The organism is Mesorhizobium sp. BR1-1-4 (assembly GCF_020165375.1).
GTDB lineage: Bacteria > Pseudomonadota > Alphaproteobacteria > Rhizobiales > Rhizobiaceae > Mesorhizobium > Mesorhizobium australicum.
Window position 1 is genome coordinate 211,388 of sequence record NZ_JAIUIB010000009.1, and the last position, 25,616, is coordinate 237,003.

Consider the following 25,616-nt stretch of genomic DNA (forward strand, 5'->3'; position numbering starts at 1 on the left):
TGCCGACCTTGTTTGCTCCGGCAGCGACATCGAGTGCAACGCGCCGTGCAAGGTCATCGAAGCAACCGGGCCGAATATGGTAGATTCGGCGCCATAGGCGATTCCTATCTTTCGACGGCCGATCTCGCGGCGCTGAGCTTTTTCCTCCTCGCATGGGTGCTGCACACGCTCGCCTCGGACGGCCACCTGGTCAGCCGCGTGTCGCTGACCACCGCCATGAATGCGCAACGCGAGGCCTGGATGCGCACCATGGCCGAGCGCGAGATCCGCATCGTCGACACCGCCATCATGAGCGGCCTGCAGCAGGGAACCGCCTTCTTCGCCTCCAGTTCGCTGATCGCGCTCGGCGGCTGCTTCGCCCTGCTTGGCGCGTCGGACCGGGTGCTTGAGGTGCTGAGCACCCTGCCCTTGGGCGGCGCGCCGTCGCGCTCGGCCTTTCAGATCAAGGTGGTGGGACTGGTGCTGATCCTGGCCTTTTCCTTCTTCAAATTCGGCTGGGCCTATAGGCTGTTCAACTACTGTTCGATCCTGATCGGCGCCGTGCCGATCCCGCATGGCGAGGCCTCGCGCAATCCCCTCACGCAAACGGCCGTGTGGCGCGCGACGCAAATGAACATGCTGGCCGGCAAGCATTTCAACTCTGGCCTGCGCGGCGTGTTCTTCTCGATCGGCTATCTCGGCTGGTTCGTCGATCCCCTGGTGTTCGTGCTGTCGACGCTTCTGCTGCTGGCCGTCCTGGTACGGCGGCAGTTCTTCTCCGCGGCGCGGCGCGCGGTGATCGGTCAGCCGCCGGGCGTCGGAAACGGCTGATCGATGCGGCCGGAAAGCCAATAGGCGAAAAGCCCGATCCATTCGCGAACCGCGATGGTCGTGTTCTGCAGTGAATCGGCCGCGTTGTCGCGAAACAAGCCGATGCCTTCCCGACCCGAGGTGCGATAGTCGACCGGCCATTGGACAGTTGGAAAACCTGCCTTGTCGAACAGGGCCTTGGCGCGCGGCATGTGAAAGGCTGATGTCACCAAAAGCCATGTCTCGCCAGGTTTGGGCTTGACCAGTTCGCGGCTGAAGACCGCGTTCTCGTAAGTGTTGCGGGATTTGTCTTCGAGGAGCAGCTGGTCGGCCGGGACACCCAGCGCCTCGAGCAGGCGCGGCGCGGTGTCGGCATCACCTTCGCCGTCGAAGAACAGTGAACCGTTTCCACCGGAGACCACCACCTTTGCCTGCGGGAAACGCCTGGCGAGGATCGCGGTCTCAACCATGCGATCGCCGCTGCTGTTCAATTCATAGCCGCCGCGCACAAGGTTGATAGCGCCCTCGAAGCCGCCGCCGAGCACGACGATGCCGTCTACCTTCTCCGGCAGCGGCGGCCTGGGAAAGCGTTCCTCCAGCGGATTGAGCATCATCGCTCCAAGTGACGTCCACGCCGACAGCGCAAGGATCAGAAACGCCAGCACGCCGCCGCTGACGGCAAGTCGCCGCCGGCCGGCCATCCCGGCGAGCAGGCCTGCCAAAAGCAGGAAGATCGTCAGGTTGAGCGGCTGGATGAAGAACCAGAATATCTTGGAAAGATAGTAGAACATCGCTCACTCATTACAGCCCGCAAGGCTGTCCAAAATCGATCGCGATTTTCAGGACCATGCGTCAGGCGAGCGATACCCTTACCACCACTTCTCCGGCTGGAATGTGCCGGCCGCCTGCTCGATGACGGCGGCGGTCTGGAACAGCGTCTCTTCCTCGAATGGCCTGCCGATCAATTGCAGGCCGAGCGGCAGCCCCTTGGGGTCGAGGCCGGCGGGCACTGCGATGCCGGGCAGGCCGGCCATGTTCACGGTGACCGTGAAAATATCGTTGAGGTACATCTTGACCGGATCGGCGGCCATGTCCTCGTCGGCAATGCCGAAGGCAGCGGACGGCGTCGCAGGTGTCAGGATGACATCGACGCCGGCGGCGAAGACATTTTCGAAGTCGCGCTTGATCAGGTTGCGCACCTTCTGAGCCTGCAGGTAGTAGGCGTCATAGTAGCCGGCCGACAGCACATAGGTGCCGATCATGATGCGGCGCTTGACCTCGCGGCCGAAGCCGGCGGCGCGGGTCTTCTCATACATCTCGACGATGTCCTTGCCCGGCACGCGCAAGCCGTAGCGGACGCCGTCATAGCGGGCGAGGTTGGAAGAAGCTTCCGCGGGCGCCACGATGTAATAGGCCGGCAGCGCGTATTTGGTGTGCGGCAGGGAGATGTCGACGATTTCGGCGCCCGCGTCCTTGAGCCAGGCAATGCCCTTCTGCCACAACGCCTCGATCTCTTCCGGCATGCCGTCGACACGGTATTCCTTGGGAATGCCGACTTTCATGCCCTTGATCGGCTTGCCGATCGCCGCCTCGTAGTCCGGCACCGGCCGGTTGACGGACGTGGTGTCCTTGGGATCGACCGACGCCATGGATTTCAGAAGAATGGCGGCGTCGCGCACGTCGCGGGCGATCGGTCCGGCCTGATCGAGCGACGAGGCGAAGGCGACGATGCCCCAGCGCGAGCAGCGGCCATAGGTCGGCTTGATGCCGACGGTCCCGGTGAACGCGGCTGGCTGGCGGATCGAACCGCCGGTGTCGGTGGCGGTTGCGCCTGCACACAGGAAGGCCGACACGGCGGTCGCCGAACCACCGGAAGAACCACCCGGCACCAGCTGCGCATTGTCGAGGCTACGCTGGGTTTTCGTGCCACCTGCCGAGACGAAGCCGCCATCACCCTGATGCGTCGTCGGCATCACCACCGTATCGAGGCGCGAACGCCGCCACGGGTTGATGACCGGGCCGTAGTAGGAGGTCTCGTTGGACGAGCCCATGGCGAATTCGTCCATGTTGAGCTTGCCCAGCATGACGGCGCCGTCGGCCCACAGGTTGGACGTGACCGTTGATTCATAGCGCGGCTTGAAGCCGTCGAGCACGTGGCTGCAGGCCTGGGTGTGGACGCCTTCGGTACCGAACAGGTCCTTGATCCCGAGCGGAATGCCTTCCAGCGCACCGCCCTCGCCCTTGAGCAGCCTGGCATCCGACGTCTTGGCCATGTCGCGCGCCTTGTCGCCGGTCACCGCCACATAGGCATTGAGCGCCGGATTGGCGCGATCGATCGCCAAGAGATAGGCTTCGGTGATCTCGGTCGCGGTGATTTCCTTGGCGCGCAGCTTGGCGCGGGCCTGCGAAATCGTCAGATGGGTCAGGTCGCTCATCAAAGGCTCTTTTCGTAAAACACCGACCACTCGGAATCGGGATAGTCCAGCACCGGGCCGCAGCGCGAGAACCCGGCGCGTTCATAGACGGTCCAGGCGGCGGGATGGCGATCGCCGGTCTCCAGCACCAGCCGCTTCAACCCTTCATCGCGCGCCAGCGCCTCGACCCGTTGGACGATTCCAGCGCCAATCTTGCGGCCACGATGCGAAGGCCTCGTGTACATACGCTTGACCTCGCCAATGGCATCGTCATGGCGCTTGAGTGCACCACAACCAATGGCGACGCCGTTGTCGCGAGCGATGAAAACCGTCGTGTCCTTGCCTGCCATCTGCTCGACCGTCAGGTGGTAGCAGTGCTCCGGCGGCGTCAGTTCGAGCAAGGTCGCGTTGAGTTCCGCGACCAAGCCGCGCACGTCGTCCTGCAGCGGCGTTTCGATGGCGATCTCGATAGCCATCGGTGCCTTACTCCACGACCTTCGGCACGAAGCCATCGGTGCCTTACTCCACGACCTTCGGCACGAGGAAGAAATTCTCGTCGGTCGCGGGCGCGTTGGCGACGATGTCGGCCGCCTTGTTGCCGTCGGTGACGACATCGCCGCGCTTCTTCATTTCCATCGGCGTCACCGACGTCATTGGCTCGACGCCGGAAACATCGACCTCGTTCAACTGCTCGATGAAGCCCAGTATGGCATTCAACTCGCCGGTCATACGCTCGGCATCTTCCTCGCTCACCGCGATGCGGGCGAGATGCGCCACGCGCTTCACTGTCTTGACATCAACGGACATGTATTTGCCTCGGGGAAAACCAGTCCGGGCTATAGCGGCGCGGCGCGCGACGCGCAACATGTGCCGCCCGACAATCGGGCAACAACCTCATGGCAGGGCAATGCCCTCGCACAGATAGTAGCTGCCGCTGTTGCCGCTCGCCTCGCTTTCATCGTCGATCGGCCGGGCCGACACGAGATCGACCTGCGTCGGGTTCATCTGCGTCACCGACAGGACGTCAGGAAAGACATAGCCCGGCTCCTGGCAGATCGCCGTCACAGCCCAGCTCGGCGAGCGTGTCGCCTTGCTGACCTGAACGAATTCGCAATTGTATTCGACGCCTTGCAGGCCGTTCTTCGAAAGAACGATGTTGCCGGCATCGATCAGCGTCTGCAGCGTATCCTTTTTGGCTTGGGTACAGAGTTCCTCCGACTGGAGATAGACACCTTCGATGAAGTCATCCGCAGCAAGCGCGGGCGACGCCGCGACAAACATCGATACGCAAAGAGATCGCCCTAATGCCATGGATTTGTTCCGCTTTGGCTGTTCTAGATGGTAATCGTTTCACCAATCTTCGGCAATGCAAGCTTGACCCCAGATCCTTCCAGCCCGGCTTCGAACTTCTCGGGCGTCGGGTCGATCATTGGAAACGTGCCGAAATGGCAAGGGACCACCGTTTCGAACTTGAAGAAGCGGCGGCAGGCAAGGGCCGCCACCGCACCGCCCATGGTGAAGCGATCGCCGATCGGAACGATGCCAATCTTTGGCTCGTGCAATTCATTGATCAGCGCCATGTCGGAAAAGATGTCGGTGTCACCCATGTGGTAGAGCGTCTGGTCTTCCGGGAAATGCAGGACCAGCCCACCCGGATTGCCGAGATAGACGTTCTTGCCGCCCTCTTCGCCAAAGGAGGACGAATGCAGCGCCTGAACGAAAGTGGAGGTGAAACCGCCGCAATCGACCGTGCCGCCAATGTTGCCGGGATTGATCTTCTTGTCGCTGACGCCCCTGCCGACAAGGTACATGCAGATCTCGAAATTGGCGACCAGTTGCGCGCCGCTCTTGCCGAGCACTTCCAGCGCGCCGCTGATGTGGTCGCTGTGCCCGTGCGTCAAAAGAACATGCGTGATCCCTTCGGCCGGTCCTTCCCACCCGTCCGTCCAGGACGGGTTGCCGATCAGATAGGGGTCGATGAGGATTTTCGCGTCACCGGTTTCGATGCGGAAGGCCGAGTGGCCATACCAGGTCAGTTTCATGAATGCATTTCCTCGATTTTTCCCGAGCCAAAGGATAGAACGCCGATAGCCTTGAGATCAAAGGGTATAGTGTCCGCCGGGCATCCGAAAGGACGCGTGCTGTCGAAAAAACGAGGGAAAGCCGTTGACCGTCATCACGATTGAGCAATTGCCGGCACGGCTCGCCAACGGCAGGACCTTGGCGGGGCTCGATCTCGGCGACAAGACGATCGGCGTGGCGGTTTCCGATCGGGGGTTCTCCTTCGCTCATCCGCGTCCAGTCATCATCCGGCGGAAATTCTCGCTCGACGCCGCCGTCCTTCTGGCATTGCTGACGAAAGAGAATGTCGGTGCGGTGGCGATCGGATTGCCGATCAACATGGATGGATCGGAAGGTCCGCGCGCACAGAAATCGCGCGCCTTCGTGCGCAACATGGCGCGGCTAAGCGACCTGCCCTTCGTATTCTGGGATGAGCGGCTGTCGACCGTCGCGGCCGAACGGACGCTGATAGAGATGGATTTCTCGCGCGCCAAACGCGCCGGCAAGATCGATTCGGCGGCGGCCGCCTTTATTCTGCAGGGAGTTTTAGACCGGCTTCAGTCACTCGATGCAGCCGATCGAACGGGACCGGACCCGTCCAGCGACGCCTGACCCAGCCCAATATCTCGCGACGCCTGCGAAACACCCATATCGCCACGAGCAGCAAGCCATCGAACACGCAGGCTTTTGCCACCATGCCCGGGATGGTTGCGGGGTCGATGCCGAGCATCTGACCGTAGAGCTGGAACACGAAATCGTGCAGCTGCCGGCTGAGCATCACATAGCCGAAATTCATGTCGTTGAGCGACAGGTAGAACCAGCCCCAAAACAGCGCCATCGGCGCGGCCCACAACGCGAAGATGTAGCGCATCAGCGGCCTCCCTTCCCGTTCGGGCCGGTCCGTCCCGATATCATGGAGAGCAGCGAATTGTGCGCCGCGGCTTTCGCCATGCTGTGCGCCGTGGCGTGGAAATCCTCCTCATCCAGCGCAGCTACCGAACGCCGTTCGGCAAGCATTGCGACATAGGAGACCAGAAGTGCGGCCAGTTGCACTGCGACCACCATGAACAGGCCGTTGATGCCTTGGGCCGCACCGCCGATCAGGATCATCGACATCACCCCGGAAGCGGAAATGAAGGCGATGCGAACGACGCTGTCGGCGCCGGGGCTGGACGCGTCGTTGATCAGTGTATCGACAAAGGCCCAGAAGAACAGCACCGCCACGACCAGCAACGCGATCGCCAGCGGAGCGACCACGACGATGTTCTCCAGATTGACAAACTGGGCGCTCTCGACGGTCACGCCGAGTACGCCGAGAGCCGCCGTCACACCTCGATTTCCATCGATACAGATCACCGCAAGCAGGGCAAAAACGATCGCCCAGTGCACGGACAGAAAGGAGGTCAGTACGTGTCGCATCGTGATTCCTGCTTCGACAGGATTGACAGTGGGCTTTGCGGTTCGCCGCCGCAACGGAAACCATTTGTTAAGGTTAACGGCGACGGCGAGGTCAGTGGGGATTCCGGCACCGCCGCTCAAACATGAAAGGCATCTCCGTCAATTCACCGGCGGATAGAGCGTATCGATGATCATGCGCGCGTCGTGGCGCGAATCGAGCATGCCGTAGGTATTGCGCCACTGGCCCGCGAGCCGCGTCTCGACGAAGGCATCGGCGATCCGCCCTGCCCCGAGCCGACGCAACTCGGCGGCCGCCGCAGAGAGCGCAAGCTGTTCCGTCAGCAGCCGGGCCGAGCCCTCGTCGGTCGAAGCGACCTGCATGGCCGCCTTCAGAACGCCGATCGTGCCGCGCCCGCCGGCGCCGAGGTCGCGATCGATGCCGGTCAATACTTCTTCGAAAAGCCCCGGCGCGCGGCCAAGCACGCGCAGCACGTCGAGCGCCATGACATTGCCCGACCCTTCCCAGATCGCGTTGACAGGCGCTTCGCGGTAATAACGGGCGAGCGGAGCTTCCTCGACATAGCCATTGCCGCCAAGGCACTCCATCGCCTCGTAAAGCAGCGGTGGCGCGATCTTGCAGACCCAGTATTTGACGACCGGCGTCATGGCGCGGGCGAACGCCGCCTCGCCGCGATCGCTCGCCGCCTCGTCGAAGGAACGCGCCAGCCGGAACGACAGCGCGGTCGCCGCGGCAACATCGAGCGCCATGTCGGCCAGCACGCGCTGCATCAACGGCTGCTCGATCAAGGTCGAACCGAACACCTGGCGATGGCGGGCATGATGGATCGCTTCGGCCAGCCCCGCCCGCATGATCGCCGAAGACGCCACCGCGCAGTCGAGCCGGGTCAGCGTCACCATGTCCATGATCGTCTTGACGCCGGCGCCGGGTTCGCCGACCATCTCCCCGATGGCGTTGACGAATTCAACCTCGGAAGACGCGTTCGAGCGATTGCCGAGCTTGTCCTTCAGCCGCTGGAAGCGAAAGCCGTTGCCAGACCCGTCGCCGAGCACGCGCGGCACCAGGAAGCAGGACAGTCCCTCCGGCGCCTGTGCCAGCACCAGGAAGGCGTCCGACATCGGCGCCGACATGAACCATTTATGTCCCGTCAGGCGGTAGAAGCCGCTGCCGACGCGTTCCGCCCGGGTCACATTGGCACGCACATCGGTCCCGCCCTGTTTCTCGGTCATGCCCATGCCGAGCGTCAGTCCGGTCTTTTCGACGGGTGGCTTCTGGCTCTGGTCGTATTTGCGCGTCGTCACGCGCGGCGCCCATTCGCGAAACAGTTTTGGGCTGGCCATCAATGCCGCCAGCGAGGCGCTGGTCATGGTGATGGGGCAGAGATGCCCGGTCTCGAGTTCCGCCGTCAGGTAAAAACGGGCGGCGCGCACCTGATGGCGGCGGCCGATCTCGGCGTCGCCATTTTCCCAGACCGAGGAATGCAGGCCGTTGGCCACCGAGCGGCGCATCAAGGCGTGGTAGGCGGGATGGAATTCGACCAGGTCGATGCGCCGTCCCTGGCGATCATGCGTCCTGAGTTTCGGCGTCTCGACATTGGCGAGGCGCGCCAGTTCCTGCGCTTCTTGCGTCAGCACGAAACGGCCGAGCCCGTCGAGATCCTTGCGCACCGGATCGGAAAAGCGCTCGGCAAGCTGGATCAGCAACGGATCGCCTCGCCAAGCGTTGCCGCCCGTCAGCGGCGGCGGCTGGTTCGTTACGTCGTCGGTCACGCCCAATCCTTCTAGCCGATCCTTCTAGAAAGGCCCTATTGTCGGAAAGCCTCGAATCCGAGGCCGTCGGCTTAGATATAGCCAAGCGTTGCTGCGCGCGCGACGAAAATACCGGCCGATCTAATCGGCTATCTACACGAAAAAATTGAGGAGAACGGCGTCAATCCAAAGCGGGTGCTTGCGGGCGCGAAATCCGCACCCTATAGCAGCCCCTTGAGATGACCGACGCTTCGTCCCTGCCACTCTACCCTCACCGCCATCTTCTGGGCATCAGCGACCTTTCGCCCGCCGACATCGAGCTTTTGCTCGACAGGGCGGATCGGGCGGTCGCGATCTCGCGCCAGTCCGAAAAAAAGACCTCGACGCTGCGCGGCCGCACCCAGATCAATCTCTTCTACGAAGCCTCGACCCGCACGCAATCCTCGTTCGAGCTGGCCGGAAAGCGGCTTGGCGCCGATGTCATGAACATGTCGGTGGCGAGTTCCTCGGTAAAGAAGGGCGAAACGCTCATCGACACCGCGATGACGCTCAACGCCATGCGGCCTGACATATTGATCATCCGCCATCAGTCGGCGGGCGCGGCGGCCCTCCTGGCGCAGAAGGTCGGCTGCTCGGTGGTCAATGCCGGCGACGGCGCCCATGAACACCCGACACAGGCGCTGCTCGACGCACTCACCATCCGCCGCGCCAAGGGTGCGCTGTCGAAGCTGATCGTGGCGATCTGCGGCGACATCCTGCATTCGCGTGTCGCGCGCTCCAACATCATGCTGCTCAACGCACTCGGCGCACAAATACGGGTGGTGGCGCCCTCGACGCTGTTGCCCTCGGGCATCGACAGGATGGGCGTGATCGTCTGCCGCTCGATGGCGGAGGGCCTGAAGGACGCGGATGTGGTGATGATGTTGCGCTTGCAGCGCGAGCGCATGGAAGGAGCCTTCGTGCCATCGGTGCGCGAATATTTCCGCTATTTTGGTCTAGACGCTGAGAAACTGAAGGCCGCCAAGGACGACGCGCTTGTCATGCATCCTGGCCCGATGAACCGCGGTGTCGAGATCGCGTCCGAAATCGCCGACGGCCCGCAAAGCGTCATCCAGGAGCAGGTGGAAATGGGCGTCGCCGTGCGCATGGCGGTGATGGAAGCGCTGCTCGATTCTCGCCGCAATCAAGAGGGCCGCAATCAAGAGGGCCGCAATCAAGAAGGCCGCGGCGCATGAGCATCACGGTCTTTGAACGCGCCCGCATCGTCGATCCGTCACGCGGCCTTGATGAAGTTGGCTCCGTCATAGTCGAAGGCAGGAAAATCGTTGCCGCGGGCAAGGCGGCGCTGAACCACGGCGTCCCCGACGGCGCTACGGCGATCGACTGCAGCGGCAAGGCGATCATCCCCGGCCTGATCGATGGTCGGGTCTTCATCGGCGAGCCCGGCGGCGAGCATCGCGAAACCATCGCTTCGGCAAGTGTCGCCGCGGCGGCCGGCGGCGTCACGTCCATCGTGATGATGCCAGACACCGATCCGGTGATAGACAATGTGGCGCTGGTCGAATTCGTGCTGCGCACCGCCAAGGACACGGCCGTCGTCAATATCTTTCCGGCCGCCGCCATCACCAAGGGCCTCCACGGACGCGAAATGACGGAGTTCGGGCTGCTGCGCGAGGCGGGCGCGGTCGCCTTCACCGATGGCAGGCATACCATATCGAGCGCGCTGGTGATGCATCGCGCGCTAACCTATGCGCGCGATTTCGGCGCCACCATCGTCCATGAAACGCAGGATGCCGATCTTGGGTCGTCGGGCGTCATGAACGAAGGCCTGTATGCCAGTTGGCTCGGCCTCTCCGGCATTCCACGTGAAGCCGAATCCATCCCGCTCGAGCGTGACCTCGCGCTGGCGCGGCTGACGCAAGGTTCGTACCACGCCGCGAAGATCTCGACGGCAATGGCGGCAAGCGCCGTGGCGCGTGCGAAGGCCGACAGCGCGGCAGTGACGTCTGGCGTGTCGATCCACAATCTGTCTCTCAATGAAAACGACGTTGGCGAGTACCGCACCTTCTTCCGCCTGACGCCGCCGCTGCGGGCCGAGGAGGACCGGTTGGCGATGATCGATGCGGTCAAGGACGGAACGGTCGATGTCATCGTCTCCTCGCACGATCCGCAGGACGTCGATACCAAGCGCCTGCCCTTCGCCGACGCCGCGGCCGGTGCCATTGGCCTCGAAACCCTGCTGGGCGCGGCCTTGCGCCTCTACCACAATGGCGACGTGCCCCTGCTCAGGCTGATCGAAACCTTGTCCACCGCGCCGGCGAGGCTGTTTGGATTGGCCGGCGGCACGCTGAAGCCAGGCGCCGTCGCCGATCTCGCGCTTGTCGACCTCGATGAACCCTGGATAGTCAGCGAAAGCGGTATCCGCTCGCGCTCGAAAAACACCTGCTTCGAAGGCGCACGGCTGCAAGGCAAGGTCTTGCAAACGCTGGTGGCGGGCCGCACAATATTTTCTGCCTGAGCCGGCGGTAGCCATGCGACTTCAGGCATGGTTGGGGGAACGCGGGGGGAACAATGACTTACGGCCCAATCCTGGCGCTGGTGTTCGGCTATCTGCTGGGCTCGATTCCGTTCGGCCTGCTGCTTACCCGCGCGGCCGGCCTTGGCGATGTGCGCAAGATCGGTTCAGGCAATATCGGCGCCACCAATGTGCTGCGCACCGGCAACAAGGGGCTTGCCGCCGCGACTTTGCTGCTCGATGCGCTGAAAGGCACGGCCGCCGTGCTGATAGCAAGCCATTTCGCGCCTGAAGCCGCGATCTGGGCTGGTCTCGGCGCCTTTCTGGGCCACCTGTTCCCGGCATGGCTCGGCTTCAAGGGTGGCAAGGGCGTCGCCACTTATCTCGGCGTGCTGGTCGGCCTTGCCTGGCAAGTCGCATTGATCTTCGCTGTCGTATGGTTGGTGATGGCTTTCCTCTTCCGCTACTCATCGCTGGCGGCGCTGGCTGCTGCCGTGGTGGTACCGATCGCGCTTTATTTCCTGAGCACGCCGCAGATAGCCATTCTGTTCGTGGTGATGAGCATCATTGTCTTCATCAAGCACCGAGAAAACATTTCGCGACTGATTGCCGGCTCCGAAGGCAAGATCGGAGCCAAGGAGTGAGCGAACCGGCCGCCGGGCCGCGTCTCACCGATCGCCAGCGGCTGAGCTGGCTGCGGCTGATCCGCACCCAGAATGTCGGCCCTGCCTCCTTTCGCGACCTGATCAACCGTTTCGGTTCGGCCGAAGTCGCGTTGGAAATGCTGCCGGAACTGATGATTTCCGGCGGCGCCAACCGGATCGTGCGCATTCCTTCCCTTGCCGAGGCCGAGGCCGAGATGGAGGCCGCGCGGCGAGTTGGAGCACGCTTTGTCGGTATTGGGGAGGCGGACTATCCGCCGCTGTTGCGCAGCATGGACAATCCGCCGCCGATGCTGGCGGTCAGGGGCAATGCCGCGGTGTTCCGGTTGCCGGGTGTCGCGATAGTCGGCGCCCGCAACGCATCGCTTGCCGGCATCAAGATGGCGCGCATGCTGGCAGCCGATCTCGGACGAGACGGCTACGGCATCGTCTCCGGCCTGGCACGTGGCATCGACACGGCGGCGCATCAGGGCAGTCTCTTGACCGGTACGGTCGGCGTGCTCGCCGGTGGGCTCGACCTGCCCTACCCGCCCGAAAATGCCGGTCTGTGCGATGACATTGCGGAGCGTGGCGCCATCATCTCGGAAATGCCGTTCGGCTGGCAGCCGTGTGCCCAGGATTTCCCGCGCCGCAACCGCCTTGTCGCGGGCGCCGCTCTTGGGCTGGTGGTGGTTGAGGCAGCACAGCGCTCAGGCTCGCTGATCAGCGCCAGGCTTGCCGGCGAGATGGGCCGGTTGGTCTTTGCGGTACCCGGCTCCCCGCTCGATCCGCGCGCGGCCGGTACCAACGGTCTGCTCAAGGACGGCGCCACGCTGGTCACCGAAGCTTCGGACATTTCCAGGGCGATCCTTCCGCTGACCGGCATGCGGGCGCCTGATCTGCCGCCGTTTGAGGACCCGCCCGACTTTTCGGCCACACCGCCACCAGGGGAGAGCGACCGGGCCAAGGTGATCGAGGCGCTGGGGCCGACACCGGTGCCGATCGACGAGATCATCCGCCACACCGGCCTGCATCCCGCCCAGGTCTTCATGGTGCTGCTTGAACTCGACCTTGCCGGCCGCCTCGAGCGTCACGCCGGTGGAAATGTTTCGCTTGTTTTCGGGGAAGGCTGACCGCCCTCAGTGGCGGCTGGTCTTTCTATCTCCGGTCTCGTCGTAATCCTGCATGTTGGCGTCAAAGAGATCCTTTTGAACAAACTGGCGCCAGACCTCATCCGCGTCCTGCGGGCGCGACGGATCGAAACTCGGCTGGGTCTCGTGCGTATTCGGCAGCGACCGCCGGCGTAGCCAAGCAGGCATGATCTCCAAGATGAGACTGGTGAATTGGGTCATCACGGACTCCTTCGATTGAAGGGATGGACCAGGCCGGTCGATCCACCCAAATTACGCTGGCTCACCGCACCCAGCCAAGCCAAAGCCTCCCCGACGTCGGCAAGCACATGGCGCGCCGCTGTCGGTCCGTGCGGTTTGATGCGGATCGACATGCCGTCCATCTCGTTCACGGCCTCGAAACCATTTTCGTCGGATGTGTCGTCGCCCAGAAACACCGGCCGCCGCCCCTCGAAAGCCGGCAGATCCAGAAAGCGCCTGATGGCGGCTCCCTTTGCTGCCTCCAGCGGCATCAATTCAACGCCGGCATTGCCGGCCAGCACCCGATATCCCGTAGGCAACCTGCCCAACGCCTGTTCGACCAGTTGCGTCGCGCGCCGCAACAGTTGCGGTGCCGCGCGCGTGTGGACTGCCAGGATCGGTCCCTTGCGCTCGATATAAACGTCCGAACTGCCCAGCTCCGCTTCGATTTCCTCGGCAAGTGCCGCAATGTCGGCCGGCTCTCCCGCTGCCTCGACCGGGCCGTCGCGGATGAGCCTGTGCTCAAGCCCATACAGCCCGGCGGCGCGCAATCTGAGCGGCTGGAAAAGATGGTCGACCGCGGCGATCGATCGTCCCGTGATGAACGCCAGAGCTCCATCCAATTGCAATTCGAGCCTCGCCAGCAGCGTACGCAATTCATCGCCGACAACCACCGCATCGGGATGCGCGGCGTGTTCGAGAAGCGTGCCGTCAATGTCCAGGAACAAGGCCCACGGCCCTGTTGGGAGCTCAGGCGCGGGCAGCTTTGGCAGAAGCGACATCACAGCGCCGCCACCCGTCTGCGATCGAGCAGCGAGATCACGTTGCCCGATGAGGTCGGGGCGGCGCCGACGGCGCGATCGACCGCAACGCGTTTGCGCAGGCGCGCGGCATCGAGAAGCATGCTGCCTGCCCACCGGTAGACATTATTGTCGCGAACGACCTCACGCATCCTTTGCATGCGCTGCCGCTGCTCTTCCGACGACATCGTCAAAGCCTGCAACAAGGCGTCGCCCATCATTGTGGCGTCGTAGGGATTGACGATCAGCGCTTCCAGCAATTCCTTGGAAGCGCCGGCGAACATGCTGAGCAGCAGGACCCCCTGTTCGTCATTGCGCGCCGCGACGAACTCCTTGGCCACCAGGTTCATGCCGTCATGCAGGCTCGTGACCAAGCAAACGTCGGCGGCCCGGTAGATTTCGTAGACCTGTTCCTGCGAATGATGTTCCGTGACCATCAGGACGGGAGTGTAGCCGTCGCGGCCATAGCGCCGGTTGAGATCATCGGCTTGACGCAGACACTCTTCATGCAACTGTTGGTATGCGGGCAAGGTGCCGCGACTGGGTGCCGCGATCTGCAGGAAGGCGACCTTGCCAATCCATTCCGGATGGAGCCTCAGCAGCTCGTCGAGTGCGGTAAAGCGATCGAGGATGCCCTTCGTGTAGTCGAGACGTTCGACGCCGACACACAGCCTGACATCGTCCGCCAGCCCGAATTTTTCACGAACATGCCGACGGCATTGCGCCACCTCGGGCAGCTGGGCCTGTCGCGCCGGCTCCCATTCGATTGAAATCGGATACGCGTGAACCAGGCTGATCTGGCCGCCATAGGAGATGGCGGAATCCTCGCGCTCGATCCTGCTCTCCAGGAAGCGGTCGACGCTGTCGATGAAGTTGTTGCAATGGAACTGGGTGTGAAAGCCGACGATCGAACTGCCCAACAATCCTTCTAGGATCTTCTCGCGCCATGGGCAGATGCTGAACACCTCGGAATTCGGCCATGGAATGTGCCAGAAGGTGATGATGATGGCTTCCGGCAGGCGCTCCCGGATCATCCGCGGCAACAGGGCGAAATGGTAGTCCTGGACCAGCACGATGGGTCGCTCGTTACGTGCCTCCGCGACGACGGTGTCGGCGAATTTGCGGTTGACCGCCTCGTAGGCCTCCCAGTCGGACGCACGGAATATCGGTCGGGTGAAGGCTATGTGGCACAGCGGCCAAAGCCCCTCATTGGCAAAGCCGAGATAATAGCCTTGCTGTTCTTCCTCGCTCAGCCAGACACGGCGCAACGTATAGGAAGGGTTTTCGGGCGGCACTTCGACGCGGTCGTTTTCGTCGACCACCAGCGCATCGGCCGAACCGCCGCCATAGGCGATCCATGTGCCCGCACAGGCGCGCGTGATCGGCTCCAGGGCGGAGACCAGCCCGCTGGCGGGTACGACCAGCTGGATGCCGTCGCCGTTGCGGTTATGGATGTAGGGTTCGCGATTTGACACCACGATCACCTGTGCATCGGGAAGTTCCTTCGCCAGAATGTGACGCAACGTTTCCGGCGACCATTGGACGAGGGCGGCGGCCGCAGATTGCCCGTTCTTTTCGAACTCCGGCAATGGGCTGCGAACGGATCCTGCTTCGAGACGGGCGAGCTTCATGTTTCTGGCCCGGCGCGCCCGTGACAGCACCACCGCGAGCGCGACGCATGAGATACCGACAATTACGAGAACGAAGAGCCACAGTGCGGCCGAGGGTACGACCAGGTACGAACTGTTGTCGGGCATTTCGAATTGATTACCTTTCAATGGGACGCGGCAGATCCACCGACAGGAACTCCAGCATCCTTGGCGTGCTGATCCAACGTTCCGCACCCGTGATGGTTCCGATTTTTCAGCTCTTGACCACCAGTGGCACCAATCCTTCATGCGCATCCGCAAGGAAGGCACCGACACGATCCCCCACGCGCTGAAACGTCAGGTCCACCGCCACATGTCCCACCGAGAGATGGCGAATGACAAGATTGTCGATGCCGATCGGCAAGTGCGGCCGGGTCACGTGAATCTCGTTCGTCCAACCGTCGATCTGTAGGCCGAGGCAGGCCTGCATGAGCATGAAGGCGGAGCCCGCGGACCAGGCCTGCGGCAGGCAAGCCACCGGATAGGCAATCGGCGCCTCGCCGGCCGAGCGCGTGAACCCGCAGAACAGTTCGGGTAGCCGCATGTTGAAATGAACCGCGGATTCGAAGGTCCCGCTCATCAACCGCACCACGCTGTCGCGGATGCCGTATCGCGCCAGCCCGGCGGCGCAGATCGCGGTGTCGTGCGGCCAGATGGATCCGTTATGATAGGACATCGGATTGAAGAAGATCGCATCGTCCGCCAGCGTTCTCAGCCCCCAGCCGGAATGGAACGAAGCCGACAGCAGCTGGTCGGCGACCATGCGTGCGCGATCCGGATTGGGAAGGCCGACATAGAGCAGGTGACCCGCATTGGACGTGCGCACCTTGCAAGGCTGGCCATCGCCATCGATCGCCAGCGCATAGTAGCCAAGCTCTTCGATCCAGAAATGGCGTTCGACTTGTTGGCGAATGGCATCGGCGCGCAGCTCCCAATTCTCCGCCCGCTCCTCTTCGCCGCGCAGCCGTGCCAGCTTTGCCAATCCCCGAAATGCTGCAAAGACGTAACCCTGCACCTCGACCAGCGCGATCGGCCCTTTCGGAATGCGGCCGTCGGCATGGAAGACGGAATCGAAGCTGTCCTTCCATCCCTGGTTGGCAAGGCCGGATTCCGCGGCGCGCTGATAGGTAAGAAACCCTGTCGAACGGCTCGCTGTCTCGATCCACTCGGCGGCGGCGCACAGCGATGGCCAAAGGCCATCGATGAAAGCCGTGTCTCCCGTGCGGTCCGCATAGGCGCAGGCGAGATGGATGTAGAGGGGCGTCGTATCGACGCCGCCATAGTAGCGGCCGAACGGCAACTCGCTCAGCGCCGCCATCTCGCCCTTGCGGGTCTCGTGCATGATCTTGCCGGGCTCGGAATCGCTGAAGGGAGAGGTTTCGGTCGCCTGGTGCTGGGCGAGAAAGGCAAGCACGCCACGAGCCAGGCCGGGATTGAGCCAAAGCATCTGCAGAGCTGAAATCACGCCGTCGCGGCCGAAGGCGGTGGAGAACCACGGGATCCCGGCATATGGGTAAGGCCCGGTCGCCAGTTCCGTGGTGAGCAATGCCACATCGGCACGCGCCCGTTCCATCCAATCATTGAAGACGCGGCCTGAACTGTGCAGCGTTGCCCCATGCCGGCGCTTGGCGCGCATGCCGAAACGGGCGCGCGCCGCCGCGGCCCGGAAACGTTCACTTTGCGGGCGGGCCGTTGTCTTGCTCCCCACCTCCACATACAGCGTCTGGCGGCTGCGCTTGGTGACGGCAATGAAGAAATCCGCCCGCTCGGAGGTCAGTTGATCCGGGGGCTGTGAAAACGAAATGGCCGAGGTCCGCACGACCTTGTCCAGCCCTTCGTAGCGGAGCACGACCGAACTCTGGTCGATCTCGGCCGTGTGCGCGGTACCGCGCTTGGAGCGGGTCGAGCCCCGGACTTCGAACATGTCGCGAAAATCAACACCGAAGCGCAGTGACACCAAGACCGTCGAATGCTCCCGGCTATAGTTCGAGAGCGTGATGCGTTCATATAGCCTTTCCTGCCACAGAAGCCTGACCCGCTCGATATGGATCGCGCCCTGCGGAATCTGGCGGCCCGCGGCGCTCTCGATCGGCAGATTGGTCAGGTTGCTGGTGAACAGGACGTTGTCCTGGCTGAGCGATGCGCCCAGCAGCGACAACGATCGTCCGCCAACCGTCAGGCGAAATTCGGAGAGCACGCGCGTGTCGTCGCGGAAGAAGCCGTCGCCGGCGCCACGTATGTCGCCATAGGCGTCGGCGACGGCAAAGCAATCGCCATGCTTGAGAGCGTAAAGCCGATGCGGCTCCCTGGGCGCGGTTTCGTCCAGGGAAGCCAGTGCTATCGCAGGATCGAGCTTGCGCTCGTCGAGTTGGGTAATGGTCAAGAAGATTGTCCCGTGCTGGTTTCCGAACGGGTTGAAGATCTATGAGGCCCTGCTCTCTTCGTGGCCGGTGGTCAGCCGCGAATAGGCCTCGACATAATCCCTGGCCATTCTATCGGCCGAAAACCGCCTTTCGAAGGCCGTTCTTATTCGTCGCCTGTCGAGTTGCAGGAGAGCCGGCATCGAGGCGACGGCATCTTCGATGGTTTCGACGACAAAGCCAGTGACCCCATGATCGATGATCTCGGGCATAGCGCCGCAACTCCAAGCCATGACCGGGGTTCCGCACGCCATGGCCTCGATCACCGCAAGCCCGAAGGGTTCAGGCCAGTCGATGGGAAACAGCAAGGCGGCCGCATTGCCCAGAAACCGGGCCTTCTGGTCCTCACCAATCTCGCCGACATACTCGACCCGGTCGCCATCGATCAGCGGCTGCACGACTTCCTCGAAATAGGCGCGGTCGCCATCGCCGACCTTGGCGGCGAGCTTCAGTTTCAGGCCGGTTCGGCGGGCAATCTCGATTGCCCGGTCCGGCCGCTTGTCGCGTGACATTCTGCCGAGAAAAGCAAGGTAGGTACCGTCCGAACCGGCCTCGAAATCGGCCTCATAAAGGTCAAGCGGCAGCCCGTGATGGATCGTCGCCAGCCAGTTCGCGGATGCGAACCGCGCCCGCTGGCTGCGGGATATGGAAATCATGGGGAACCGCGGGAACCGGTCATAGGCTTGCGCGAGGTCCGCGTAATCCAGCCTGCCATGCGGCGTTGTCACCGTGCGCTGCGGCATATCACGGAAAAACGGGAAATGCAGGAAATGGCTCAGATGGAAATGCACGACGTCGAAGTCGTCGGCCCGTTTGCGCACTTCGTCGAGCATCGACAAATGTGCCGCGATCTCGGACTTCAGCGGACGCGGATCGAGACGAAGCGCCCTTTCGCGGCATGGCACCAGTTTGGCGGAGCTCTTCGTGTCGCCGCTGGCAAACAACGTCACCTCGTGGCCGAGATCGACGAGAGCTTCGGTAAGATACGAGATGATACGCTCGGTACCCCCGTAAAGTCGTGGCGGCACCGATTCGTAGAGTGGTGCGACATGGGCAATCTTCATGTCCCGGCGTCCCTCAATGAGCTGGTCATAGAGCCAAAATGCATCAAGGCCCGGATCGTTCCTATATCAGCGCAAGATGCGTCGAATGATCGATCCGTCCCCTGTTTGAGTAGATCCGCCGCCCTATTTCCTTCTGGTGCTGTCGACCTTGCGCTTGCGGCAGCCGAAGGAGGCCCAGATGCAGCAACCCAGGGATATCGCAGCGCGGCGCCTGAGCATGATCATCGAGCAATATGTCGAGGCCAGAAAACGGCATTTTGGCTTTGTGTCGACTGATCAGGCTGCCCGAGTGATCCGCAGAACCCTGAAGCCCGATCCTTCGGAGCCAGCGCTTTCCGATCACGACCTCGACGACATGGTCGCCGCCCTCGCCGTGAAGAACGGCCTGGCCGTCATCTTCGACCGTGGCGTGCGGGGACCGGCCAACGGCGCCGAGGCCGACCTGAACAGAAAGGAACCGATCATGCGAGCACCGACGGAGACCCCGGATGTTGCCGGCGCGGTGGACGCTATCCTGAGCGATCGCACTGCCCAGCTTTCGATGAGCGCGGTCATCTCGTTGCTGCGCGAACGGACCGGCACCAAGCGATCCGACGCGGATCTGACAGGACTGATCGCCAAGAAAGCCGCCGTTCTGGACGTGCACCTGTCAGGAGGCGTCTGAACGGTCGTTGAGCGCCGCAAGGATACATGGGCAAATCAAAAGCGCTGACATGTCATTTGACGATGGTGAGCGCGATGGGATTCGAACCCATGACCTACTGATTAAAAGTCAGTTGCTCTACCGGCTGAGCTACGCGCTCCCGCGGGCTCGAAAAGGCCGCCCTCGAAATTGCGCGGAACATAGGGAGAGTGCCGCGACCGGTCAACCGGAAAAGATGGGTTCCAAACCTGCTCTTTGCCCTAATTCGCCGCCTCTTGCTTGTTCCCCCGGGTTCTGGCGAGCAGTCCGGCGGTTTGGGTTTCGGTGCGGGAACGGCTGCCTACACGGCGGAACAAATCCGACGCACTGTCGTTTTTTGCCAAAGGGACGTTCGCCAAACCTCGAGGAGAATACCAATGAATAGAATTACAACGGGCCTGCTTGCCGCCACCCTTTCGGCGACATTCGTCGCGGCGGAGGTGGCGCCGGTCAACGCCCAGCCCAACTACGTGCCACTCTCCCAGGCGGCAGCGCCGGATGTGCAGACGGTGCAATACCGGGAGTGGAGGAGAAACCGCTCCTTCGACCGCAATTTCTCGCGCAATCGAAGCTTTAGCCGCAACGGTGACATGTATTGGAACGGGCATCGCGGCTATCGTGAATATCGCCGCGGCTATCGCCGTCATGGCGACTACTGGTTCCCGCTGGCCGCCTTCGCGACTGGCGCGCTGATCACCGGCGCGATTGTCAACAACGAGAACAACCGCGTCTATGAAGGCAACTCGCACGTTCAGTGGTGCTACGATCATTATCGGAGCTACCGCGCTTCCGACAACACCTTCCAGCCGAACAATGGTCCTCGTCGGGAGTGCCGCTCCCCTTACTGATCCGTATTGAGTATCAGTAGCTGGTAATGGTGAGTAAAGGCCCGCGTGTAGAAGACGCGGGCCTTGTCGCGTCTATCCTAACATGGTTGGCAGTGGTCGCGTTTGTCAGCTGGCCCAGCTCAGGCTCTTGATAACCAGGTAAAGACCGCCACCTTTGCCGCGGGGAGAGCGGTACGCTCCAACAGCGTCGCAAATCCGTACCATAGCCCCGCTGAGTTCCCATCCGAGTGCTTCGAGGTCGTCGTCGGTATCGACCACGTAAGCCTGCGCCAGCTCGTCGATGCCGTTCTGTTCCCCGAAGGATCGGACCTGCTTTGCGTCCGCAAGGAGTTCGTCGGCAGGTTGGAGTTCGCCCAGGCCCACAGCCAGTTGCCAGCCATTGTGCTCGTGGAACCTGCGATCTGGATTTCGGCGACGACCGCGACCTTCCCTTCCTGTGAAAACAGCAGCTTCCCCGTTGTCAGGTCGTAGTCATAGCGCGGCCAGTGCCCCAAGTGGAAATCCTTCTCCAGACGGGCGTTCTTCGCGGTAAGCTGTTCGAATGCCTCCGCGCACCAGTTGCTATACCATCCCGGCGTCATTTCCCCCTCGCCAAGCCCTCACCTCAAGGCGATTATGGCACGCTCAATGTCCGGCGCACAGCGTCCCGCCAGCCCGCCAATTTGACGGACCGGGTAGCGGATTCCATGTCGGGCACGAACCGCCGCTCCAGGGCCCAGGCCTTCGCGAATTCCCGCGCCTTCGGCCATACGCCGGCCTTCGAACCGGCAAGCCATGCCGCCCCCAGCGCGGTCGTCTCCAGAATTGTCGGCCGATCGACCGGCGCGTCGAGAATGTCGGCCAGGCGCTGCATGGTCCAGTCCGATGCCACCATGCCGCCATCGACCCTGAGCACCGTCTTTGCCTTGGCGCCCTTCCAATCCTTGTGCATGGCGTCGAGCAGGTCGCGGGTCTGGTAGGCGACGGATTCCAGTGCCGCGCGGGCAAACTCCGCCGGTCCGGTGTTGCGGGTCAATCCGAAAATCGCGCCCCGCGCCTCGGCATCCCAGTGCGGCGCACCGAGCCCGACAAAGGCCGGCACCAGATAGACGTTCTGCGTCGGATCGCCTTCCGCCGCGAGTTTGCCGCTCTGCTCTGCCTTGCCGATCACCTTGATGCCGTCGCGCAGCCATTGCACGGCAGCCCCAGCGATGAAGATCGAGCCTTCCAGCGCATAGGTGGTCTTGCCGTTCAGCCGATAAGCAATGGTGGTCAAGAGTCGGTTCTTCGACCGCACCAGGTCGCTGCCGGTGTTGAGCAACGCAAAACAGCCGGTGCCATAGGTGGATTTCATCATGCCCGGCTCGAAGCAGGCCTGACCAATCGTCGCGGCATGCTGGTCGCCGGCAACGCCGAGGATTCTGATTTCGGCGCCAAACAGGTTTTTCTCTGTTATTCCATAATCATCGGCGCAATCCTTGACTTCGGGCAGCATCGCGGCGGGGATGCGCAGGATGGCCAGCAGCTCCTCGTCCCAGGCATTCTCCGCAATGTTGTAGACCAGCGTGCGCGAGGCGTTGGTGGCATCCGTGGCGTGAACCTTGCCGCCGGTCAGCCGCCAGATCAAAAAGCTGTCGATGGTGCCGGCGAGCAGCTCGCCCTTCTCGGCACGCTTCCTCGCGCCCTTCACCTTGTCCAGCATCCAGGCGATCTTGGTGCCGGAGAAATAGGGGTCGAGCAGCAGGCCGGTCTTGCGGGTGAATTTCTTCTCAAGCCCCTGCTTCCTGAGCTTCTGGCATAACGGTGCGGTGCGCCGGTCCTGCCAGACAATGGCGTTGTGAATCGGTTTGCCGGTCGCTTTGTCCCAGATGACGACCGTCTCGCGCTGGTTGGTGATGCCGATCGCAGCCACATCCGAAGCGTCGCGGCCGGCATTCTTCAGCGCGGCCCTCACCGTCTCAATGACGCTCGACCAGATCTCCTCCGGATCGTGTTCGACCCAGCCTGAGGCCGGATAGTGCTGGGCGAATTCCTTCTGTCCGCTGCCCGCGACATTCATCGTGCCGTCGAACAGGATCGCCCGTGTCGATGTCGTTCCCTGGTCGATCGCAAGCACCAAACCGCTCATTCTGCATCCTCCGCCTTGACAAAAAGAAGGGAGACGGCAACGCGCCGCCTCCCTCAATTTCACACGGGCGCGAACGCCCGCATAGATCGTCTTACTTTTGCCAGCTCTTGACCAGTTCGTCGTAGTTGATGGTGACCGGCTTTTCCTTCTCGTTCTCGATCTTGAGCTGAGGCGCGAGATTGCCCTTCTTGACCGCGTCGGCGTTCCAGTAGGCGAGATCATGCTCTTCGGCCATCTTCGGGCCGATATCGCCCTGGACACCCGATTTCTCGATGCGGCTCATGACCTTCTCCTGCTCGCCGCAGAGCGAGTCCATCGCTTCCTGCGCCGTCTTGGCTCCGGACGACGCATCGCCGATTGCCTGCCACCAGAGCTGAGCCAGCTTCGGATAGTCAGGCACGTTGGTGCCGGTCGGGGACCACTGCACACGGGCGGGTGAGCGGTAGAACTCGATCAGGCCGCCGAGCTTCGGCGCACGTTCGGTGAAGCTCTTGTCGTGGATAGTACTCTCGCGGATGAAGGTCAGGCCGACATGGCTCTTCTTCACGTCCACGGTCTTCGAGGTGACGAATTGCGCGTAGAGCCAGGCGGCCTTGGCGCGATCGGTCGGCGTCGACTTCATCAGCGTCCAGGAACCCACGTCCTGGTAGCCGAGCTTCATGCCGTCCTTCCAGTAGACGCCGTGCGGCGACGGCGCCATGCGCCACTTCGGCGTGCCATCGTCGTTCAGCACCGCCTTGGCGCCGGCGTCGACCATCGAAGCGGTGAAGGCGGTGTACCAGAAGATCTGCTGGGCAACCGCCCCTTGCGCCGGCACCGGGCCGGATTCGGAGAAGGTCATGCCTTGCGCTTCGGCAGGCGCGTAGGCTTTCAACCAGTCGAGATACTTCTGGATCGAATAGACCGCCGCAGGACCATTGGTATCGCCGCCGCGGGCGGTGCAGGAGCCGACAGGGCGTGAATTCTCGTCGACCTTGATGCCCCACTCGTCGACCGGCAAGCCATTCGGCAGGCCCTTGTCGCCATTGCCGGCCATCGACAGCCAGGCGTCGGTGAACCGCCAGCCCAGCGACGGGTCCTTCTTGCCGTAGTCCATGTGGCCATAGACCTTCTTGCCGTCTATCTCGCGACCGGTGAAGAATTCGGCGATGTCCTCATACGCCGACCAATTGACCGGAACGCCGAGGTCGTAGCCGTATTTCGCCTTGAAGTCGGCCTTGTTCTTCTCGTCGTTGAACCAGTCGTAACGGAACCAGTAGAGGTTGGCGAACTGCTGATCGGGCAGTTGGTAGAGCTTCTTGTCGGGAGCCGTCGTGAACGAGGTGCCGATGAAGTCCTTCAGGTCCAGGTTCGGATTTGTGACGTCCTTGCCCTCACCCGCCATCCAGTCGGTCAGATTGCGCACCTGCTGGTAGCGCCAGTGGGTGCCGATCAGGTCGGAATCGTTGACCCAGCCGTCATAGAGGTTCTGGCCGGTCTGCATCTGCGTCTGGATCTTCTCAACGACGTCGCCTTCCTGGATAACGTCATGTGTGATCTTGATGCCGGTGATGGCGGTAAAGGCCGGCGCCAGCACCTGCGATTCATACTGGTGGGTGGCGATGGTTTCAGAGACGACCTTGATGTCCATGCCGGCGAACGGCTTGGCGGCGTCGATGAACCATTGCATTTCGGCTTCCTGATCGGCGCGCGAAAGCGTCGACAGGGGGCCGATTTCCTTGTCCAGGAAGGACTTGGCTTCGTCCATTCCGGCATAGGCATTGCCTGCCCCCAGCAACAGGACAAGGGCGGTCGTTGACGTTAAAAATTGCCGTCGCATTAGTTTCCTCCACAGTTTTAAGTTTCAAGTGCGATCTGGAGCAGTCGCCGGCACGCGGCCGCTCCAACAGTTTCCCCCTCTATACGTAGCGGAACACGCCGACGGCGTAGACCACGGAGAGAGCGAGAGCCCACCAAAGGTTGGATCCGACGAGACCCAGCCAAGCGAGATGAATAAAGGCACTGCCAAGCAGCGACAGAAACAGGCGATCGCCGCGTGTCGTCTCGAAGCGCAGTATGCCGACGCGCGGATTGCCGCCTGGCGAGGCGTATTCCCAAGCGGCCATGCCGCACAGCAACAGAAGAATGGTGGCGAAGAAAGCGGCCGTCGGCCACGTCCACGCCATCCAGGAGAGGTCGAGATTCATGATCATACCCTCCCCAGGGCGAAGCCCTTGGCGATATAGTTGCGGACAAACCAGATGACGAGCGCGCCAGGGATCAGCGTCAGCACGCCGGCTGCGGCAAGGAGGCCCCAGTCCATGCCGGCGGCCGATACGGTGCGCGTCATGGTGGCGGCGATCGGCTTGGCGTCGGTGGTGGTCAGCGTGCGCGCGATCAACAGTTCCACCCATGAGAACATGAAGCAGAAGAAGCAGGCGACGCCGATGCCGCTGGCGATCAGCGGCATGAATATCCTGACAAAGAAACGCGGGAACGAATAGCCGTCAATATAGGCGGTTTCATCGATCTCCTTCGGCACGCCCGACATGAAGCCTTCGAGGATCCACACCGCCAGCGGCACGTTGAACAGGCAGTGCGCCAGCGCCACCGCAATGTGCGTGTCGATGAGGCCGAAGGCCGAATAGAGCTGGAAGAACGGCAGTGCGAACACGGCCGGCGGCGCCATGCGGTTGGTCAGCAGCCAGAAGAACAGATGCTTATCGCCGAGGAAACGATAGCGCGAGAAAGCGTAAGCCGCAGGCAGCGCCACCGACACCGAAATCACCATGTTCATGACGACATAGGTGATCGAGTTGATGTAGCCGGAATACCAAGCCCTCTGCGTGAAGATGGTGACGTAGTTGGCGATCGTCGGCGTGTGCGGGTAGAGCGTCATCGAGTTGACGATCTCGGCATTGGTCTTGAAGCTCATATTGATGAGCCAGTAAATCGGCAGCAGAAGTACGATGATGTAGAGCGTCGGCACGATCCACCACCAGCGCGATTCCTCGCCGCGCCGGCGCATGCGCCTGTCGAGATCGCTCTGCGACAGTGTACCGGCGAGACTTTCCGAGGCGGTCCCGTTCATCGAATTGCGCTCGGTTCGTTC

General features: G+C 62.4%; 26 protein-coding genes, 1 tRNA gene and 1 pseudogene. 8 read left to right on the plus strand and 20 right to left on the minus strand.

The features are described from left to right. Window positions 1-93 precede the first annotated feature (93 nt). Entirely contained in the window at window positions 94-810 is a 717-nt protein-coding gene (locus LB571_RS20890) for a DUF599 domain-containing protein (protein ID WP_224597708.1), read from the plus strand. Here LB571_RS20890 and LB571_RS20895 read toward each other — a convergent pair. The 6 genes from LB571_RS20895 to LB571_RS20920 form a co-directional block, all read right to left on the minus strand. Beyond that, the gene (locus LB571_RS20895) at window positions 783-1,580 is read right to left on the minus strand and encodes a YdcF family protein (RefSeq protein ID WP_015317760.1); all 798 of its coding nucleotides are present in this window, start codon (window positions 1,578-1,580) and stop codon (window positions 783-785) included. The two genes, LB571_RS20890 and LB571_RS20895, sit on opposite strands and share 28 nt — an antisense overlap. A 78-nt stretch (window positions 1,581-1,658) precedes the next feature. Continuing rightward, entirely contained in the window at window positions 1,659-3,224 is a 1,566-nt protein-coding gene (locus tag LB571_RS20900; protein WP_140616367.1) for an amidase, read from the minus strand. Continuing rightward, entirely contained in the window at window positions 3,224-3,679 is a 456-nt protein-coding gene (locus tag LB571_RS20905; RefSeq protein WP_140616365.1) for a GNAT family N-acetyltransferase, read from the minus strand. Before LB571_RS20905 ends, LB571_RS20900 begins: the two co-directional genes overlap by 1 nt. A gap of 43 nt (window positions 3,680-3,722) precedes the next feature. Further along, entirely contained in the window at window positions 3,723-4,010 is a 288-nt protein-coding gene (gene gatC, locus LB571_RS20910) for an Asp-tRNA(Asn)/Glu-tRNA(Gln) amidotransferase subunit GatC (protein ID WP_224597617.1), read from the minus strand. Window positions 4,011-4,097: 87 nt separating this feature from the next. Beyond that, window positions 4,098-4,514 (minus strand): hypothetical protein, encoded by a 417-nt coding sequence (locus LB571_RS20915; protein ID WP_140616363.1) that lies wholly within the window; start codon window positions 4,512-4,514, stop codon window positions 4,098-4,100. 23 nt (window positions 4,515-4,537) lie between these two features. Next, window positions 4,538-5,245 (minus strand): metal-dependent hydrolase, encoded by a 708-nt coding sequence (locus tag LB571_RS20920; RefSeq protein WP_015317755.1) that lies wholly within the window; start codon window positions 5,243-5,245, stop codon window positions 4,538-4,540. A gap of 124 nt (window positions 5,246-5,369) precedes the next feature. Between LB571_RS20920 and ruvX the strand changes: the two genes are divergently transcribed. Then, on the plus strand, window positions 5,370-5,876 hold the full coding sequence (gene ruvX / locus LB571_RS20925; RefSeq protein WP_015317754.1) for a Holliday junction resolvase RuvX: 507 nt from the start codon (window positions 5,370-5,372) through the stop codon (window positions 5,874-5,876). Here the strand turns inward: ruvX and LB571_RS20930 are convergent. The 3 genes from LB571_RS20930 to LB571_RS20940 all read right to left on the minus strand — a co-directional run bounded on the left by LB571_RS20930 (window position 5,794) and on the right by LB571_RS20940 (window position 8,450). Beyond that, window positions 5,794-6,135 (minus strand): DUF6105 family protein, encoded by a 342-nt coding sequence (locus tag LB571_RS20930; RefSeq protein ID WP_015317753.1) that lies wholly within the window; start codon window positions 6,133-6,135, stop codon window positions 5,794-5,796. The genes ruvX and LB571_RS20930 overlap by 83 nt on opposite strands. Beyond that, window positions 6,135-6,683, minus strand: a complete 549-nt coding sequence (locus LB571_RS20935) for a hypothetical protein (protein WP_015317752.1) — start codon at window positions 6,681-6,683, stop codon at window positions 6,135-6,137. Before LB571_RS20935 ends, LB571_RS20930 begins: the two co-directional genes overlap by 1 nt. A gap of 138 nt (window positions 6,684-6,821) precedes the next feature. Next, window positions 6,822-8,450, minus strand: coding sequence for a DNA alkylation response protein (locus LB571_RS20940; protein ID WP_015317751.1), 1,629 nt, complete (start codon window positions 8,448-8,450; stop codon window positions 6,822-6,824). A 218-nt stretch (window positions 8,451-8,668) separates the two neighbouring features. Here LB571_RS20940 and LB571_RS20945 point away from each other — a divergent pair, with 218 nt between their 5' ends. Genes LB571_RS20945 through dprA form a run of 4 tightly spaced genes read left to right on the plus strand, consistent with a single transcriptional unit; the run spans window position 8,669 to window position 12,718 of the window. Continuing rightward, window positions 8,669-9,664, plus strand: coding sequence for an aspartate carbamoyltransferase catalytic subunit (locus tag LB571_RS20945; protein ID WP_224597619.1), 996 nt, complete (start codon window positions 8,669-8,671; stop codon window positions 9,662-9,664). Then, window positions 9,661-10,947 (plus strand): dihydroorotase, encoded by a 1,287-nt coding sequence (locus LB571_RS20950; RefSeq protein ID WP_224597622.1) that lies wholly within the window; start codon window positions 9,661-9,663, stop codon window positions 10,945-10,947. Before LB571_RS20945 ends, LB571_RS20950 begins: the two co-directional genes overlap by 4 nt. A 53-nt stretch (window positions 10,948-11,000) precedes the next feature. Continuing rightward, window positions 11,001-11,588, plus strand: coding sequence for a glycerol-3-phosphate 1-O-acyltransferase PlsY (gene plsY / locus LB571_RS20955; RefSeq protein ID WP_224597624.1), 588 nt, complete (start codon window positions 11,001-11,003; stop codon window positions 11,586-11,588). Then, window positions 11,585-12,718 (plus strand): DNA-processing protein DprA, encoded by a 1,134-nt coding sequence (gene dprA / locus LB571_RS20960; protein WP_224597627.1) that lies wholly within the window; start codon window positions 11,585-11,587, stop codon window positions 12,716-12,718. The genes plsY and dprA overlap by 4 nt, the downstream gene beginning before the upstream one ends. A 6-nt stretch (window positions 12,719-12,724) precedes the next feature. On the opposite strand, the gene LB571_RS20965 is transcribed toward dprA, so the two are convergent. From LB571_RS20965 to LB571_RS20985, 5 genes are all read right to left on the minus strand, one after another. Then, window positions 12,725-12,937 carry a hypothetical protein gene (locus LB571_RS20965; RefSeq protein WP_015317746.1) on the minus strand — a complete coding sequence of 71 codons (213 nt, stop codon included), beginning with the start codon at window positions 12,935-12,937 and terminating at the stop codon, window positions 12,725-12,727. Further along, entirely contained in the window at window positions 12,937-13,737 is an 801-nt protein-coding gene (gene otsB / locus LB571_RS20970; RefSeq protein ID WP_140664179.1) for a trehalose-phosphatase, read from the minus strand. Before otsB ends, LB571_RS20965 begins: the two co-directional genes overlap by 1 nt. Continuing rightward, the gene (locus tag LB571_RS20975; RefSeq protein ID WP_224597711.1) at window positions 13,737-15,512 is read right to left on the minus strand and encodes a trehalose-6-phosphate synthase; all 1,776 of its coding nucleotides are present in this window, start codon (window positions 15,510-15,512) and stop codon (window positions 13,737-13,739) included. The genes otsB and LB571_RS20975 overlap by 1 nt, the downstream gene beginning before the upstream one ends. A gap of 106 nt (window positions 15,513-15,618) precedes the next feature. Further along, window positions 15,619-17,781: an amylo-alpha-1,6-glucosidase gene (locus tag LB571_RS20980; protein WP_140616516.1), complete on the minus strand. Its 2,163-nt coding sequence runs from the start codon at window positions 17,779-17,781 to the stop codon at window positions 15,619-15,621. Window positions 17,782-17,826: 45 nt separating this feature from the next. Continuing rightward, window positions 17,827-18,888: a glycosyltransferase family 4 protein gene (locus tag LB571_RS20985; protein WP_015317742.1), complete on the minus strand. Its 1,062-nt coding sequence runs from the start codon at window positions 18,886-18,888 to the stop codon at window positions 17,827-17,829. Window positions 18,889-19,105: 217 nt separating this feature from the next. Between LB571_RS20985 and LB571_RS20990 the strand changes: the two genes are divergently transcribed. After that, window positions 19,106-19,552 (plus strand): hypothetical protein, encoded by a 447-nt coding sequence (locus LB571_RS20990; RefSeq protein WP_224527789.1) that lies wholly within the window; start codon window positions 19,106-19,108, stop codon window positions 19,550-19,552. A 63-nt stretch (window positions 19,553-19,615) separates the two neighbouring features. On the opposite strand, the gene LB571_RS20995 is transcribed toward LB571_RS20990, so the two are convergent. Further along, window positions 19,616-19,691, minus strand: a tRNA-Lys gene (locus LB571_RS20995). Window positions 19,692-19,947: 256 nt separating this feature from the next. Between LB571_RS20995 and LB571_RS21000 the strand changes: the two genes are divergently transcribed. Further along, entirely contained in the window at window positions 19,948-20,418 is a 471-nt protein-coding gene (locus tag LB571_RS21000) for a BA14K family protein (protein WP_224597631.1), read from the plus strand. 105 nt (window positions 20,419-20,523) lie between these two features. Here LB571_RS21000 and LB571_RS21005 read toward each other — a convergent pair. From LB571_RS21005 to LB571_RS21025, 5 genes and pseudogenes are all read right to left on the minus strand, one after another. Beyond that, window positions 20,524-20,999 (minus strand): annotated as a pseudogene (locus LB571_RS21005) (DUF6882 domain-containing protein). Window positions 21,000-21,031: 32 nt separating this feature from the next. Then, on the minus strand, window positions 21,032-22,525 hold the full coding sequence (gene glpK, locus LB571_RS21010) for a glycerol kinase GlpK (RefSeq protein WP_224597638.1): 1,494 nt from the start codon (window positions 22,523-22,525) through the stop codon (window positions 21,032-21,034). A gap of 91 nt (window positions 22,526-22,616) precedes the next feature. Beyond that, window positions 22,617-24,344: an ABC transporter substrate-binding protein gene (locus tag LB571_RS21015; protein ID WP_015317738.1), complete on the minus strand. Its 1,728-nt coding sequence runs from the start codon at window positions 24,342-24,344 to the stop codon at window positions 22,617-22,619. A 79-nt stretch (window positions 24,345-24,423) separates the two neighbouring features. Further along, window positions 24,424-24,711, minus strand: a complete 288-nt coding sequence (locus LB571_RS21020; RefSeq protein WP_224597640.1) for a DUF2160 domain-containing protein — start codon at window positions 24,709-24,711, stop codon at window positions 24,424-24,426. A gap of 2 nt (window positions 24,712-24,713) precedes the next feature. Continuing rightward, window positions 24,714-25,595, minus strand: a complete 882-nt coding sequence (locus LB571_RS21025; protein WP_411908819.1) for a carbohydrate ABC transporter permease — start codon at window positions 25,593-25,595, stop codon at window positions 24,714-24,716. Between the last annotated feature and the right edge of the window lie 21 nt (window positions 25,596-25,616).

Bases quoted from the DNA above. Each gene is read 5' to 3' on its own strand.
- LB571_RS20895 (WP_015317760.1), bottom strand. From the start codon at position 1,580: ATGTTCTACTATCTTTCCAAGATATTCTGGTTCTTCATCCAGCCGCTC.
- LB571_RS20900 (WP_140616367.1), bottom strand. From the start codon at position 3,224: ATGAGCGACCTGACCCATCTGACGATTTCGCAGGCCCGCGCCAAGCTG.
- LB571_RS20905 (WP_140616365.1), bottom strand. From the start codon at position 3,679: ATGGCTATCGAGATCGCCATCGAAACGCCGCTGCAGGACGACGTGCGC.
- gatC (WP_224597617.1), bottom strand. From the start codon at position 4,010: ATGTCCGTTGATGTCAAGACAGTGAAGCGCGTGGCGCATCTCGCCCGC.
- LB571_RS20915 (WP_140616363.1), bottom strand. From the start codon at position 4,514: ATGGCATTAGGGCGATCTCTTTGCGTATCGATGTTTGTCGCGGCGTCG.
- LB571_RS20920 (WP_015317755.1), bottom strand. From the start codon at position 5,245: ATGAAACTGACCTGGTATGGCCACTCGGCCTTCCGCATCGAAACCGGT.
- LB571_RS20930 (WP_015317753.1), bottom strand. From the start codon at position 6,135: ATGCGCTACATCTTCGCGTTGTGGGCCGCGCCGATGGCGCTGTTTTGG.
- LB571_RS20935 (WP_015317752.1), bottom strand. From the start codon at position 6,683: ATGCGACACGTACTGACCTCCTTTCTGTCCGTGCACTGGGCGATCGTT.
- LB571_RS20945 (WP_224597619.1), top strand. From the start codon at position 8,669: ATGACCGACGCTTCGTCCCTGCCACTCTACCCTCACCGCCATCTTCTG.
- LB571_RS20950 (WP_224597622.1), top strand. From the start codon at position 9,661: ATGAGCATCACGGTCTTTGAACGCGCCCGCATCGTCGATCCGTCACGC.
- plsY (WP_224597624.1), top strand. From the start codon at position 11,001: ATGACTTACGGCCCAATCCTGGCGCTGGTGTTCGGCTATCTGCTGGGC.
- LB571_RS20965 (WP_015317746.1), bottom strand. From the start codon at position 12,937: ATGACCCAATTCACCAGTCTCATCTTGGAGATCATGCCTGCTTGGCTA.
- otsB (WP_140664179.1), bottom strand. From the start codon at position 13,737: ATGTCGCTTCTGCCAAAGCTGCCCGCGCCTGAGCTCCCAACAGGGCCG.
- LB571_RS20975 (WP_224597711.1), bottom strand. From the start codon at position 15,512: ATGCCCGACAACAGTTCGTACCTGGTCGTACCCTCGGCCGCACTGTGG.
- LB571_RS20985 (WP_015317742.1), bottom strand. From the start codon at position 18,888: ATGAAGATTGCCCATGTCGCACCACTCTACGAATCGGTGCCGCCACGA.
- LB571_RS20990 (WP_224527789.1), top strand. From the start codon at position 19,106: ATGATCATCGAGCAATATGTCGAGGCCAGAAAACGGCATTTTGGCTTT.
- LB571_RS21000 (WP_224597631.1), top strand. From the start codon at position 19,948: ATGAATAGAATTACAACGGGCCTGCTTGCCGCCACCCTTTCGGCGACA.
- glpK (WP_224597638.1), bottom strand. From the start codon at position 22,525: ATGAGCGGTTTGGTGCTTGCGATCGACCAGGGAACGACATCGACACGG.
- LB571_RS21015 (WP_015317738.1), bottom strand. From the start codon at position 24,344: ATGCGACGGCAATTTTTAACGTCAACGACCGCCCTTGTCCTGTTGCTG.
- LB571_RS21020 (WP_224597640.1), bottom strand. From the start codon at position 24,711: ATGAATCTCGACCTCTCCTGGATGGCGTGGACGTGGCCGACGGCCGCT.
- LB571_RS21025 (WP_411908819.1), bottom strand. From the start codon at position 25,595: ATGAACGGGACCGCCTCGGAAAGTCTCGCCGGTACACTGTCGCAGAGC.